Origin of the sequence: Clostridium thailandense (assembly GCF_019207025.1) — a bacterium.
In the GTDB taxonomy this organism is placed as follows: Bacteria; Bacillota; Clostridia; order Clostridiales; family Clostridiaceae; genus Clostridium_AM; species Clostridium_AM thailandense.
The window spans coordinates 1-14,434 of the sequence record NZ_JAEEGC010000039.1; the positions used below are offsets into that span (position 1 = coordinate 1).

A 14,434-nucleotide genomic window follows, 5' to 3' on the forward strand; every position below is an offset into this window, starting at 1 on the left:
AATGCTGAGCTTTAGATTGATAAAAAGTTTTTATCGTGCTGAAGCTTGGAAACATATCCCGGAGTGTAAGTCTACTTTCGGCGGTAGGTGACTAAAGAACAAACTTGAGAACTGAGAATTAAGATATTGAAGATTGTCAGTTCTTAATTCTCAATTCTCAATTAAATTTAAGGGAGGTTTTACAATGAGTTTTCCAGTTATAAAAAAAGCTTCTTATATTTTAGTTAATTCACCAGATATGGTATTACACAATGGTACTACTCAAACTTTGGAAAAAGAGACAAATCCGGATTCCCCTTACTTAAGGGAATTAAAGAATCATCTTAGATCTTTTGATGAAGTTGTTGGATATGCGCCTAATCAAACCTATATAGGCAACATGAATCCGGATCAACTAGGAGAATTGCCAAGGCCGTGGTTTAATTCAAAGGTAGAAGGTGCTTCTAGGTTTGGTAAGTTTGGAGAAATAATGCCACAAGATGAGTTCTACGGATTGCTAAAGGTTTCTGATGTTTTTGATTTGGTGATCCTCGAAAAGGATTTTACACTAGCAGTAAAAGAAAAGTTTACTACACACCCTGTTTTAAAGGAAAAAGCAGAACTTCTAAAAGAAGGCGAAGAAATATCAGTAATTCAAAATTTTGTGGATAACGGTATAGCAGAGGGACTATATGAAGATGGAAAATTAGTAGGATGCATTAAGAGAGCTCATGAATTTGATGAGAACCTTTCATCACATGTAATGTTAGAAAATCTTGTTGTTAAAGCATCTGGTGTTTTAGCATTGATGCATCTTGTAAAAAATTCTGGTATAGATGTAAATGAAGTAGATTATTTGATAGAATGCTCTGAAGAAGCTATAGGCGATATGAATCAGAGAGGTGGAGGAAACGTTGCCAAGGCTTGCGGAGAAATAGCAGGCATCAAAGGGGCTACTGGTATGGATGTGAGAGGCTTCTGTGCAGGTCCAACTCATGCGCTAGTAACAGCAGCGGCTCTTGTTAAATCGGGAATACACAGAAATGTAATAATATTTGCAGGTGGATGTACTGCAAAATTAGGTATGAATGGAAGAGATCATGTTAAAAAGGGATTACCAGCACTTGAGGATTGTATAGGAGGATTTGCTGTTCTAATATCAGAAAATGATAGAGTAAGCCCAGTATTGAGAACAGACATCATAGGTAAGCATACAATAGGTCATGGAGCAGCTCCACAAGCTGTTATAGAAGCATTAGTATTAGATCCGCTAACAAAAAATGGAATGAAAATTACAGATGTAGATAAATATGCACCAGAAATGCAAACACCAGAAATAACTGAGCCTGCTGGAGCAGGAGATGTTCCAACACAAAATTACAAAATGATAGGTGCCTTAGCAGTTAAGAGTGGTCAGCTAGATAGAAAGGAACTACCTAATTTCGTAAAAGCTCATGGATATCCAGGATTTGCTCCAACTCAGGGACATATTCCATCAGGAGTTCCAATAATAGGTCATGGAATAGAAAACATAATAAGTGGAAAGTTAAATAATTTTATGGTAATTGGTAAGGGTAGTCTTTTCTTAGGTAGAATGACAAATTTATTCGATGGTATTTCAATACTTGTTGAAAAGAATATTGGTAAAGTTGAAGAAGCATCAGCTGTTTCAAAAGATGAAATAAAGAATTTGATAGCTGAAGGAATGAAAAAATTTGCTGAAGAACTACTTAAATAGTTAGGAGGTGGTTTTACGTGGATGCAACTAAAAAAATAGTAGCAGAAGTTTTTAATGAAATAGCAGAAGGCATAAAAAGCGGAAGCTTTGAGAAAAGAGTGAAAATAGGATTAACTACTTTTGGATCAGAGCATGGCGTTGAAGAAATGATAAGAGCGGCAGAGATGGCTAAAAGTAAATATGGCGATTTCGATATAATTTTGATAGGTTCTAAGACAGAGAGGAATTTTGAAGTTATAGAAGTAGAAGATGCAGCTGAAGGTCATAAAAAAATGGTAGAACTTTTAGAAAAAAAAGAAATAGATGGCTGTGTGACTCAACACTTTGATTTTCCAATAGGAGTATCAACAGTTGGTAGAGTTGTAACTCCAGGAAAAGGCAAAGAGCTAATAATTGCTACTACAACAGGAACTACATCAACAAATAGAGTAGAAGGCATGATTAGAAATGCTATATCAGGTATTGCAGTGGCAAAGGCAGTGGGAATAGAAAAACCTACAGTAGGCATATTGAATTTGGATGGAGCTAGAGGAGTAGAACGTGCTTTAAAGGATTTAAAGGCTAATGGTTATGAATTTGAGTTTGCGAACTCATTAAGAGCTGATGGCGGGGCTATAATGAGAGGAAATGACATTCTAGCAGGAACTCCAGATATAATGGTTTGTGATTCATTAACTGGAAATTTATTAATAAAAATATTTTCAGCATTTACAACTTGTGGAAATTATGAGACTGTTGGTTATGGTTATGGTCCAGGAATCGGTGAAGACTATGATAAGCTGGTTAATATAGTATCTCGTGCATCAGGAGCGCCACTAATCTGTGAAGCCTTAAGATACTGTTCGCTTTGTGCTAAAAACAAGGTATTATTAAAGGCGAAAGATGAGTTTAAGAAGGCAAAAGAATCTAGTTTAGGCGATATAATAGAAAAATTATTGGCTAAAGATAAGCCAGCAAATAAAGAGGAAATAGAAATGCCGCCTAAGAAAGTAGTTACTTATGTCATACCTGGAATTGATATATTAGAGCTTGAGAATGCTTGTAAGACGTTGTGGAGGAAAGGTATCTATTCAGAAAGTGGAATGGGATGTACAGGACCCGTTATACTTGTGTCAGATGATGATGGTGGAAAAGCAGAGTATGTTCTTGTAGAAGCTGGATATAAATAATAAAATGAAATAGTAGTAGACAATATAGGGGTTATTGAACTATATAGAAGAAGCGTCGAAAGTTAACTTTCTGATGTATTTCTTTATAGTGCGATAGCCTCTTTTTATATTTTTAAAATAATATTAAAAATTAATTATAAAATAGCAAAAGAATCATAAAATATAAACGATATGCAAGATGCTTTTATATTAAATTCCATAAAAGAATGAAAGTCTAGGTTGGAAGTTGTTTAAAAATATTAAGGCACATAGAATATTTTAATGCACAATAAAAATAATACTAACAGAAACTAATTTTTTAGGAGGGAATTGTTAATGAATAAAAAAAGATTTATAGCTATGTTTTCTGCGGCAGTGGTGTCGGTATCATTATTTTCAGGTTGTGGGTCAAAGCAGGAATCAAAACCAATAACTGAGGGTACTCCTAAGTCAAGTCAGATTAAGGTTGGTCTTTCAACAGATGAAGGTGGATTAAATGATAAATCCTTTAACCAAGCAGCAGACACTGGAATAAAAGAAGCTCAAAAGAAATTTGGAATCGACTATAAGCCGATAGAGTCTACTAAAAAGGAAGATTATGAAGCAAACTTAGAAGCTTTAGTTAGTAATGGCTCAAACTTAACTTTTGGAGTTGGATTCCAAATGGAGCAGGCCATGAAAAATGTGGCTGAAAAACATAAAGACAAAAATTTTGCTATAATAGATACAGTGGTTGATTCGCCAAATGTTGAATCAATAACCTTTAAGGAACAGGAAGGATCCTTCCTAATGGGAATTATAGCTGGTAAAATGACTAAAACTAATAAGGTTGGATTTATAGGAGGAAAAGATCAGGCTTTAATAAATAAATTTGAAGCAGGTTTTGCTGCAGGAGTAAAAGCTGTAAATCCAGAAGCTGCAACAGGGTTAATAAGTGCAGATGGCAAAGCTCCAGGAACAATGGTTAAATATGCGGATAGCTTTAACGATACTAATAAAGGATATGAATTAGCAAAATCATTATATGGTTCTGGTTGTGATGTAATATATCATGCTGCGGGTGGAGTTGGCATAGGAATGTTTAAAGCAGCTAAAGAACTTAAAGACTCAGGAAAAACAGTTTGGGGTATAGGTGTGGATATGGATCAGGCAGTAACAGTTCCGGAATATGCAGGTATAATTTTATCAAGTATGGTTAAAAGAGTTGATATAGCAACATATAATGCCGTGCAGGATGTTGTTAACGGAAAGTTCCAGGGTGGAAAGCATGTAGAGCTTGGATTAAAAGATAATGGTGTAGGTATTGCTGGTACTTCAAATAAGAATACTCCACAAGATGTTTTAGATTTAGTTAATAAATTTTCAGAAGCAATAAAAGCTGGAAAGTTTACTGTTCCTGCGACAAGAGATGAAGTTAGTAAATTTACAGCACCATCTATATAGAAGAACAAAATATATTGTTAATATCATTAGGCTGAGTGCATTTTACATTCAGTCTTTTTAAATTTATATGAAATTAAGATTATAGAATCAATATAATATAATTTAAAGAATTTTAAATTTATATAGAATAGTTTTTCATGATATAATAAAGTGAATAATTTATACTATAGAAAGAAACGGGGTGAAAAAATGAATATGGATTTTGGCCTAAGTTTAACTCAGGAACAAAAATTGATAATGACACAAGAGATGCAGTTATCAGTTAAAATTCTTCAGATGTCAAGCTTTGAATTACAAGAACATGTAGAAAAGGAATTACAAGAGAATCCCGTACTTGATGCTAAAAATATTGATACAAACAATGAAGAAAAAAATAAAGTTGATTATAAAGAATTAATTAAGTATTTTGAGTTTGATAACTACAGCCATCACGGTTATGAAAAAAATGATGATGAAGAAATATCTCCTTTTAATTTTATTTCTGAAAAGAGATCTTTAAAAGAGTACTTGAAAGAACAAATAAGAGATTTAGATGAAAAAGGTTATGTAAAGGCAATTTGTTTATACATAATCGAAAACATAGACGAGAGAGGATATTTGGACATAAAAGATGAAGAGATAAGTGAAGAACTAAAGATATCACCTGAACTTACCGATTATTGTATCAAAGCAATACAATCTCTTGAACCAGATGGAATAGGAGCAAGAGATCTAAAAGAATGTCTAAAAATACAGATATATAAGAAAGCTTTAGATGATGAAAAAATATATGCCATAATAGATAATTACTTAGAATTATTGGCGGAAAATAAATATAATTTAATCTCAAAAGAATTAGGTATAAACGTAAAAGAAGCTCAAGAATACGGAGATATAATAAAGTCTCTTCATCCAAAGCCATCAAGAGGATTTTATACAGGAGAGGAAGTTAAATACATAACACCTGATGCCTACATAAAAAAAATAGATGATGAGTATTATATAATAATGAATGATAGTATATTACCTAAGCTTAGTATTAACGAAATATATAAAGAAATAATAAAAAAAGAGGAAGACAAAGATGCTGTAGAGTACGTAAAGGAAAAGCTGAATAGCGCTTTATTTCTGATAAAAAGCATACAACATAGAAAAAGCACTATATACAGGGTTCTAGAAAAGATTTTAGAGCTTCAAAAAGACTATTTTGACTATGGTGAAGAATATCTCAAACCTATGACTTTAAGGGAAATAGCAGAAAATTTAGAAATGCATGAGTCAACTATAAGTAGAGCTATAAGAGATAAATACATATATACAAGTAGAGGTACTGTAAAAATAAAGGATTTATTTACTACGGCTATATCATCATCAACCAATGGGGAAGACGTATCAGTAAAAATAATTAAAAAGGCTATAAAGGATTTAATAGATAAAGAAGATAAGGAAAAACCTCTTTCAGATCAAGTTATATGTAATTTGCTAAATAAAGAAGGAATGAATATTTCAAGAAGAACTGTGGCAAAATATAGAGAGGAGCTAGGAATAAAGTCATCTAAGGGGAGAAAACGATTTTAGTTTCTCCTCAGATGATTATTCACAATTTATTCATATTTTTTTTGAAAATACTATTTAAAAATAAATTCATTTGTCTTATAATATAAGTGGGACACAAAAGTTAGTACTGGGACGCTAAATGGCCAGAGAGGTGTTAACGGTGGAAGAAGTTTTAAAGTTACAGCAAAAAATAGTACCAGAATTAGTGGATTTATTAGAAAAAAGATATAATATTTTAAGAACTATATATTACAATCAGCCAATAGGAAGAAGAGTACTAGCTAACAATTTAGGAATAGGCGAAAGAATTGTAAGGACAGAGATAAACTTTTTAAAAGCCAAAAACTTTATTGAAATAAGTACTCCAGGTATGACAATAACAAGTGAAGGTGAAGAGATAATTGATAAACTTAAAGATTTTATACATCATCTAAGAGGTTTATCTGAATTAGAAAAGATCATAAAGGAAAATCTAAAGCTTAGAAATGTAATAATTGTTCCGGGAGATCTAAATGAAGATAGCACAGTAATTAACGAGATAGGCAAGGCAGCTGCAAATTACTTAAAAAGTGTCATTAAGGATAATACTATTATTGCAATAACTGGAGGATCTACTATCAAACAAGTGATTGACAATATGCCTAAACTTTCAGGATTAAAAGGTACACTAGTGGTACCAGCTAGAGGTGGAATGGGTAGAAACGTAGAGACTCAGGCAAATACTCTTGCTGCTAAGCTTGCATCTAAATTTGACGGAAATTATAAGTTGTTACATGTTCCAGATAACTTAAGTCATAAAGCTATGGATACAATGATACAGGAAACGGATATTAAAGAAATATTAAATAATATTTATAATGCTAATATATTGATTTATGGCGTAGGAAGAGCTGACTTAATGGCTAAGCGAAGAGGGCTTTCAGATAAAGAAACAGAAGATATAAAAACTAGAGGCGCTGTTGGAGAGGCCTTTGGATATTATTTTACTAGAGATGGTGAAATAGTTCATTCAAGTCCAAGTATAGGAATAAGAAACGAAGAAATTGGAAAAATAGAAACGTTGATAGCTGTAGCAGGAGGAAAAAGTAAAGCAGAAGCGATACTGGCTACAGAATCAAATAATCCTAATGGAGTATTGATTACTGATGAAGGCGCAGCTAGAGAACTAATGAGTTTTTTTAAATAGATGCTAATTTATAAAATCAAATTTAATATAAAAATATATTTATTCGGGAGGAATTACAATGATTAAAGTAGCTATTAATGGTTTTGGAAGAATAGGACGTCTTGCATTTAGACAAATGTTTGGTGCAGAAGGGTATGATGTTGTTGCAATAAATGACTTAACAGATACTAAGATGTTAGCACACTTATTAAAATATGATTCATCTCAAGGTAGATATGCAGGAACAGTAGAAGCTAAAGAATCTTCTATCGTTGTTAATGGAAAAGAGATAAAAATATATGCAGAAGCTGATGCTTCAAAACTTCCATGGGGAGAACTAGGAGTAGATGTAGTACTTGAATGTACTGGATTCTATGTATCTAAAGCAAAATCTCAAGCACACATCAATGCAGGTGCTAAGAAAGTTGTTATTTCAGCTCCAGCGGGTTCTGATCTTCCAACAGTTGTATTTAATGTAAACCACGATATATTAACTGCTGAGGATCATATAATTTCAGCTGCATCATGCACAACTAACTGTTTAGCTCCAATGGCTAAAGCACTTAATGATTATGCACCAATTCAATCAGGTATAATGTCAACAATCCATGCTTATACTGGAGACCAAATGGTATTAGATGGACCACATAGAAAAGGTGACTTTAGACGTGCTAGAGCAGCAGCTGTAAACATAGTTCCAAATTCAACAGGAGCTGCAAAAGCTATTGGATTAGTTATCCCAGAATTAAAAGGAAAATTAATCGGTTCTGCACAAAGAGTTCCAGTTCCAACTGGTTCAACAACAATTTTAGTTTCAGTCGTTAAAGGAAAAGATGTTACAGTTGAAGGAGTTAACGCTGCCATGAAAGCTGCTTCAAATGAATCTTTCGGTTATACTGAAGAAGAACTAGTATCTTCTGATATCATTGGAATAAATTATGGTTCTTTATTCGATGCAACTCAAACTATGGTTTCTAAAATCGGAGAAGATTTATACCAAGTTCAAACAGTTTCATGGTATGATAACGAAAATTCATACACTAGCCAAATGGTTAGAACTATAAAATATTTCGCTAATTTCTTAAAGTAGTTTTATAATTTGAATGCTTTAAAGATACTGAATTTTAAATATAAGCATTAGTATAATAGGGTCTGGTTTTGTAGTTATGGCTATAAGGCCAGACCTTATTTAAAATAACAAAGTACAAAGTATATAGTATAACTAAAAATAATTATAAATTTCTAGTTATACTGCTTTATTTGTTCTTTGAACTTTTAATATTTGATAAAAAGGAGTGTAAATAAAATGGCTTACAATAAAAAAACAATAGAAGATATACAGGTTAAGGGAAAGAGAGTGTTAGTAAGATGTGATTTTAATGTTCCAATGAAAGATGGAAAAATCACTGATGAAAATAGATTAGTTGGAGCACTTCCTACAATAAAATACTTAATAGAAAACGGAGCTAAAGTTATACTTTGTTCACACTTAGGAAAAGCTAAGGGACCAGATCCAGCATTAACATTAGCACCAGTTGCTAAAAGACTTTCAGAAATGCTTGGAAAAGAAGTTGTTTTTGCTGCAGATGATGAAGTGGTTGGAGCAAATGCAAGAGCTTCTGTAGAAAAGATGGCAGAAGGTGATGTAGTTCTTTTAGAAAATACTAGATTTAGAAAAGAAGAAGGAAAGAATGAAGAAGCTTTCTCAAAAGACTTAGCTTCACTTGCAGATATATATGTTAATGATGCATTCGGATCAGCTCATAGAGCTCACTGTTCAACTGTTGGAGTAACTAATTTTGTTGACACAGCAGTATGTGGATATTTAATTCAAAAAGAATTAAAATTTTTAGGAGAAGCAGTAAATAATCCAACAAGACCATTTTGTGCAATTCTTGGAGGAGCTAAGGTTGTAGATAAAATAGCAGTTATAAACAACTTACTTGAAAAAGTTGATACACTAATCATAGGTGGAGGAATGGCTTATACATTTTTAAAGGCACAAGGTTTTGAAATAGGTAAGTCAATGCTTGATGAAGAGAGAATAGAGTATGCTAAAGAAATGATGGTTAAAGCAAAAGAAAAGGGAGTTAAATTATTACTTCCAGTAGATAACAGAGTAGCCGCAGAGTTTGCAGATGTAGAAGCTAAAGTGACTGAAGATGCTAATGTACCAGAAGGATACATGGGCCTAGATATCGGACCAAAAACAGAAGCATTATATGCAGAAGCGGTTAAAGAAGCTAAGACAGTTGTTTGGAACGGACCTATGGGAGTATTTGAATTTAAAAACTTTGCAGAAGGCACAGTGGCAGTAGCTAAGGCTATGGCTGAAGCAGATGCAACAACTGTTATAGGTGGGGGAGACTCTGCAGCAGCAGTTAACATATTAGGCTTTGGAGATAAAATGACTCATATTTCAACTGGTGGTGGAGCATCTCTTGAATTCTTAGAAGGAAAAGTACTTCCTGGAATTGATGCTTTAAACGACAAGTAAAAAGTAATATGATTTATTATTTTCAAGAGGACATTTGACAGAGGACAGAGGACAGTGAAGGTGAGTTTTCTTCCTTACGTCAGAAAACTAATTTATTTCTTGTGGATTCGTTTCGCTAAAGCGAAACATCATCGGTTTAATTAAACATAACTTAATTAAACCTTATTTACCGAAAGTGAAATTAAAGGTTTTTCGTAGTGTAGCGGAGAAAAATTCTCCTTCACTGTCCTATGTCAATTGTCCTCTGTCCTCTGATAAAAGTAAGATTATTAAGAGTTAAAATATAATAGAATAGAGGTAATGAAAAGTGAGAAAAGCAATAATAGCTGGAAACTGGAAAATGAATAACACTATAGAAGATGGATTAAAATTAGTTGAAGAATTAAAATCTTTAGTAAAGGACGCTGCATGTGACGTTGTTGTGTGTCCACCTTTTGTAGCTCTAGATGCAATATTAAAGGCAACTAAAGGAACAAATATAAAGGTTGGAGCTCAAAACATGTACTTCGAAGAAAATGGTGCATTTACCGGAGAAGTTGCACCAGCAATGCTTGAAACTATGGGTGTTGAATATGTAATAATTGGACATAGTGAAAGAAGACAATACTTCAATGAAACTGATGAGACAGTAAATAAGAAAACTAAAAAGGCTTTTGAACATAATTTAACTCCAATAGTTTGCTGTGGAGAAACTTTAGAAGAAAGAGAAGCAAACGTAACTGAAGAAGTTTTAGGAAGACAAATAAAACTAGACTTAGCAGAACTAACAAATGCACAAGTAGAAAAATTAGTTGTAGCTTATGAACCAATTTGGGCTATAGGAACTGGTAAAACAGCTACTGATGAACAAGCCAATGAGACAATTGCTTATATAAGAAACGTAATATCTGGAATGTATGGAAAAGAAACTGCTGAAAAGACAAGAATTCAATACGGTGGTTCTGTAAAGCCAAATACAATAAAAGCTCAAATGGCTCAAAGCGATATAGATGGTGCATTAGTTGGAGGAGCTAGTCTAAAAGCACAAGATTTTGCAGCAATAGTAAACTACTAAAAAATAATAGGACAGTTGACAGAGGACATAGGACAGTGAAGGTGAATTGTCCTCTGTCAATTGTCCTCTGTCCTCTAATAAAAAGTTTTGGAGGTTAGTAATGAGTAAGAAACCAGTAGCATTAGTAATACTTGATGGATTTGGAATTTCGGACAGAGTAGAAGGAAATGCAGTTAAAGCAGCAAATAAGCCGAATTATGATAGATATTTTAATAATTATCCTCATACGGAATTAGGAGCTAGTGGACTAAGTGTTGGTCTCCCTGAAGGACAAATGGGAAATTCAGAAGTTGGACACTTAAATATAGGAGCAGGAAGAATAGTTTATCAGCAGTTGACTAGAATAACAAAGTCAATAGAGGATGGAGAATTTGCTGAAAATGAAGCATTGAATAAAGCAGTAAACAATGCAAAAGAAAATAATTCATCACTTCATTTATTAGGACTTTTATCTGATGGTGGAGTTCATTCACACATTGACCATTTAAAAGGACTATTAAAACTTGCAAAGGAAAAAGGTGTACAAAAAGTATATATTCATGCTTTCCTTGATGGAAGAGATGTACCTCCAGCTTCAGCTAAAGAATATATAGTAGAAATAGAAAGCTATATGAAGGAAATTGGGGTTGGACAAATAGCAACAGTATCAGGAAGATACTATGCTATGGATAGGGATAAAAGATGGGAGAGAGTTCAATTAGCTTATAATGCATTAGTACTCGGAAAAGGTGAAGAAGCACCAAGTGCTATAGAAGCTGTTGAGAAATCCTATGCTGATAATAAAACTGATGAATTTGTACTTCCTACTGTTATTACTACAGCAGGAAAAGCTAATATAAATAATAAGGACTCTGTAATCTTTTTTAACTTTAGACCTGATAGGGCTAGAGAATTAACAAGAGCGATAAATGATAAAGTCTTTGATGGTTTTTCAAGAGAAACTTTAGATTTAACATTTGTAACTATGACAGAATATGATGTAACATTACAAGGTGTAAAGGTAGCTTTCGGACCTGAAAGTTATGCAAATACTCTTGGAGAATATATAAGTAAAATGGGAAAAAATCAGTTAAGAATAGCTGAAACTGAAAAATATGCTCATGTAACCTTCTTCTTCAATGGAGGAGTAGAGGAACCAAATCCGAATGAAGATAGAGCACTTATACCTTCACCAAAGGTTGCAACTTATGATATGCAGCCAGAAATGAGTGCCTATAAGGTTACTGAAGAACTATTAAATAGACTTGATGAAGATAAATATGACATGATTATATTAAATTTTGCAAACCCAGATATGGTAGGACATACAGGAGTTTTTGAGGCTGCTAAAAAGGCTGTAGAAGAGGTTGATGTATGCTTAGGTAAGCTAGTAGATAAAATACTAGAAAAGAATGGATCAGTATTTATAACTGCAGACCATGGTAATGCAGAACAAATGATAGATTTTTCTACAGGTAAACCTATGACAGCTCATACAACAGATGCTGTGCCATTCTTATATGTAGCAGCAGATGCTAAGCCTCTAAGAAATGGTGGAATATTAGCGGATATAGCTCCAACCATGCTTCAAACTATGGGATTAGAAATTCCGAAGGAAATGACAGGAAAGAGTTTAATAAAGTAAATCACTTTGAATATTTATTAAGAACTGTTTTAAAATTAATTTTTAAAACATAAAGAAAACTGAACCTTAGTACTGAAATTCATATTAATTTAAGTACTAAGGTTTTTAGTTTATTATAGTATTTTAAGGCGTATTTTTATTGTAATTTTAAGGATAATATGGTATATTTACATTAAAGATAATAAATATTAATTGATAAGCAATATCGTATTTGTTTTTATAGATATCCGCTCTAAGTATAATTATATGAGGCTTAAATTTCTATAGAGTTTTTATAATAAACAAGCTATATGGTTATATTAATAAGGTAGGAGTTAAAAAAGTGTCTTTAATAAAAATGAAAAGATTAGGGAGGTTTTTAAATTATGATGAGAAATTATGTGGAAATCGTAGATGTAATGGCAAGACAAATTCTTGACTCAAGAGCTTTTCCTACAGTTGAAGTAGAGGTTGTACTAGAAGATGGAACAGTAGGAAGGGCGGCAGTACCATCAGGAGCTTCTACTGGAATGTTTGAGGCAGTGGAGTTAAGAGATGGTGATAAGACAAAATATAATGGGAAAGGTGTTCTAAAAGCTGTAGATAATGTAAATAATTACATAGCTGAAGAACTTATAGGAATGAATATATTTGATCAAGTTTTAATTGATAAAGCAATGATAAAACTTGATGGAACAGATAATAAAGGAAAACTTGGAGCAAATGCAATGCTTGGAGTATCTCTTGCTTGCGCTAGAGCAGCAGCAGAATGTCTTGGAATTAGTCTTTATCAATATATTGGGGGAGTTAACGCAAAGGTTCTTCCAGTACCAATGATGAATATAATAAATGGTGGAAAACATGCTGATAATAATGTAGATTTACAAGAGTTCATGATAATGCCAGTAGGAGCACCTTCCTTTAGTGAAGCATTAAGAATGAGTGCAGAAGTTTATCATACTTTAAAATCATTATTAAAATCAAAGGGCTATGATACAGGTGTTGGTGACGAAGGTGGATTTGCACCAAATTTAAAATCAAACGAAGAAGCAATTCAGGTTATAGTTGAGGCTATAGAAAAAGCTGGCTATACGCCAGGAAAAGAAATATATATAGCTTTAGACCCTGCTTCATCTGAAATATATGAAGACGGTAAGTATAATTTGAAAGGTGAAGGAAAAGTTTTGACATCTGAGGAAATGGCTAATTATTATGTGGATCTTGTAAATAAATATCCTATAATTTCAATAGAGGATGGCATGGCAGAAGAAGATTGGGAAGGATGGAGAATAATAACTGAAAAGTTAGGTGGAAAAATTCAACTTGTGGGCGATGACTTATTTGTAACCAATACAAATAGATTAAAAACTGGTATAGAAAAGAAGGTTGCTAACTCAATACTTATAAAATTAAATCAAATCGGAACACTTACAGAAACTTTAAATGCCATAGAGATGGCAGAAAGAGCAGGTTATACTGCCGTTATTTCTCATAGATCAGGAGAAACAGAAGACACAACTATAGCGGATTTGGTTGTGGCAGTAAATGCAGGACAAATAAAAACCGGAGCACCAGCAAGATCGGAAAGAGTTGCAAAATATAATCAACTCTTAAGAATAGAAGAAGAGTTAGGTGATATGTCAGAATATAGAGGACTGAATGCATTTTATAATATAAAGAAGGCATAATAGATATAAAAGAGCAAATTAGGTAAGCATATTTTCTAAAAATGAAGTTATCTAATTTGTTCTTTTATGCTTAAATTGTTTAGCTTTAGTGAAGGTTAAATTAGCAAGGGTATATTTTAAATTTTCTATTAATATGGTATTCTAAATCATTGTAATATTTGTGACTATATGTTAAAATGTAAGATGTTATAATGCCAGGAGGTGGAGAAGAGTGCGTGTTGCTTTAACTATTGCTCAAAGTGTAATAGCAATAATATTAATAGTAGTTGTGTTATTACAACCAAGTAAAACCAACGGATTAAGCGGATTAGTAAGTGGTGGAACTACAGAGTCATTTTACTCTAAGAATAAATCAAGAACATCTGAAGCTATGTTATCAAAAATTACAATTGTATGTGCAGTTATATTTGCGGTGTTGTGTATATTGCAAAACATAGTAAAGTAAAATTTTAGATTTACATACATAGAGCAGCTTTCTAAGGCTGCTCTATTTGTTTTGTATAAATAAGTTGACCTATGGATAAATTTACTATAATATAAGAATAAAAATCATATAAATCAATGCTAATATATTTTGTAGTCT

General features: G+C 32.7%; 11 protein-coding genes. All 11 read left to right on the top strand.

Features of this window, described 5'->3' with window-relative positions:
- Positions 1 to 184 precede the first annotated feature (184 nt).
- The gene (grdC, locus tag I6U48_RS09600; RefSeq protein WP_218320197.1) at positions 185 to 1,717 is read left to right on the top strand and encodes a glycine/sarcosine/betaine reductase complex component C subunit beta; all 1,533 of its coding nucleotides are present in this window, start codon (positions 185 to 187) and stop codon (positions 1,715 to 1,717) included.
- 17 nt (positions 1,718 to 1,734) lie between these two features.
- Positions 1,735 to 2,886 (top strand): glycine/sarcosine/betaine reductase complex component C subunit alpha, encoded by a 1,152-nt coding sequence (gene grdD, locus I6U48_RS09605; protein WP_218320198.1) that lies wholly within the window; start codon positions 1,735 to 1,737, stop codon positions 2,884 to 2,886.
- Between the two features lie 315 nt (positions 2,887 to 3,201).
- The gene (locus tag I6U48_RS09610; protein WP_218320199.1) at positions 3,202 to 4,308 is read left to right on the top strand and encodes a BMP family lipoprotein; all 1,107 of its coding nucleotides are present in this window, start codon (positions 3,202 to 3,204) and stop codon (positions 4,306 to 4,308) included.
- 195 nt (positions 4,309 to 4,503) lie between these two features.
- On the top strand, positions 4,504 to 5,865 hold the full coding sequence (gene rpoN / locus I6U48_RS09615) for an RNA polymerase factor sigma-54 (protein WP_218320257.1): 1,362 nt from the start codon (positions 4,504 to 4,506) through the stop codon (positions 5,863 to 5,865).
- A 139-nt stretch (positions 5,866 to 6,004) separates the two neighbouring features.
- A complete protein-coding gene (locus I6U48_RS09620; RefSeq protein ID WP_218320200.1) occupies positions 6,005 to 7,030 on the top strand; it encodes a sugar-binding transcriptional regulator in 1,026 nt (341 codons plus the stop codon).
- A 58-nt stretch (positions 7,031 to 7,088) separates the two neighbouring features.
- Entirely contained in the window at positions 7,089 to 8,099 is a 1,011-nt protein-coding gene (gap, locus tag I6U48_RS09625; protein WP_218320201.1) for a type I glyceraldehyde-3-phosphate dehydrogenase, read from the top strand.
- Positions 8,100 to 8,315: 216 nt separating this feature from the next.
- Positions 8,316 to 9,506: a phosphoglycerate kinase gene (locus tag I6U48_RS09630; protein WP_218320202.1), complete on the top strand. Its 1,191-nt coding sequence runs from the start codon at positions 8,316 to 8,318 to the stop codon at positions 9,504 to 9,506.
- 307 nt (positions 9,507 to 9,813) lie between these two features.
- A complete protein-coding gene (tpiA, locus tag I6U48_RS09635) occupies positions 9,814 to 10,560 on the top strand; it encodes a triose-phosphate isomerase (RefSeq protein ID WP_218320203.1) in 747 nt (248 codons plus the stop codon).
- Positions 10,561 to 10,660: 100 nt separating this feature from the next.
- Positions 10,661 to 12,184: a 2,3-bisphosphoglycerate-independent phosphoglycerate mutase gene (gene gpmI, locus I6U48_RS09640; protein ID WP_218320204.1), complete on the top strand. Its 1,524-nt coding sequence runs from the start codon at positions 10,661 to 10,663 to the stop codon at positions 12,182 to 12,184.
- A gap of 368 nt (positions 12,185 to 12,552) precedes the next feature.
- The gene (eno, locus tag I6U48_RS09645; RefSeq protein WP_218320258.1) at positions 12,553 to 13,851 is read left to right on the top strand and encodes a phosphopyruvate hydratase; all 1,299 of its coding nucleotides are present in this window, start codon (positions 12,553 to 12,555) and stop codon (positions 13,849 to 13,851) included.
- Between the two features lie 211 nt (positions 13,852 to 14,062).
- Complete coding sequence (secG, locus tag I6U48_RS09650; RefSeq protein ID WP_218320205.1) at positions 14,063 to 14,296, top strand: preprotein translocase subunit SecG; 234 nt, start codon at positions 14,063 to 14,065, stop codon at positions 14,294 to 14,296.
- Positions 14,297 to 14,434: the final 138 nt, after the last annotated feature.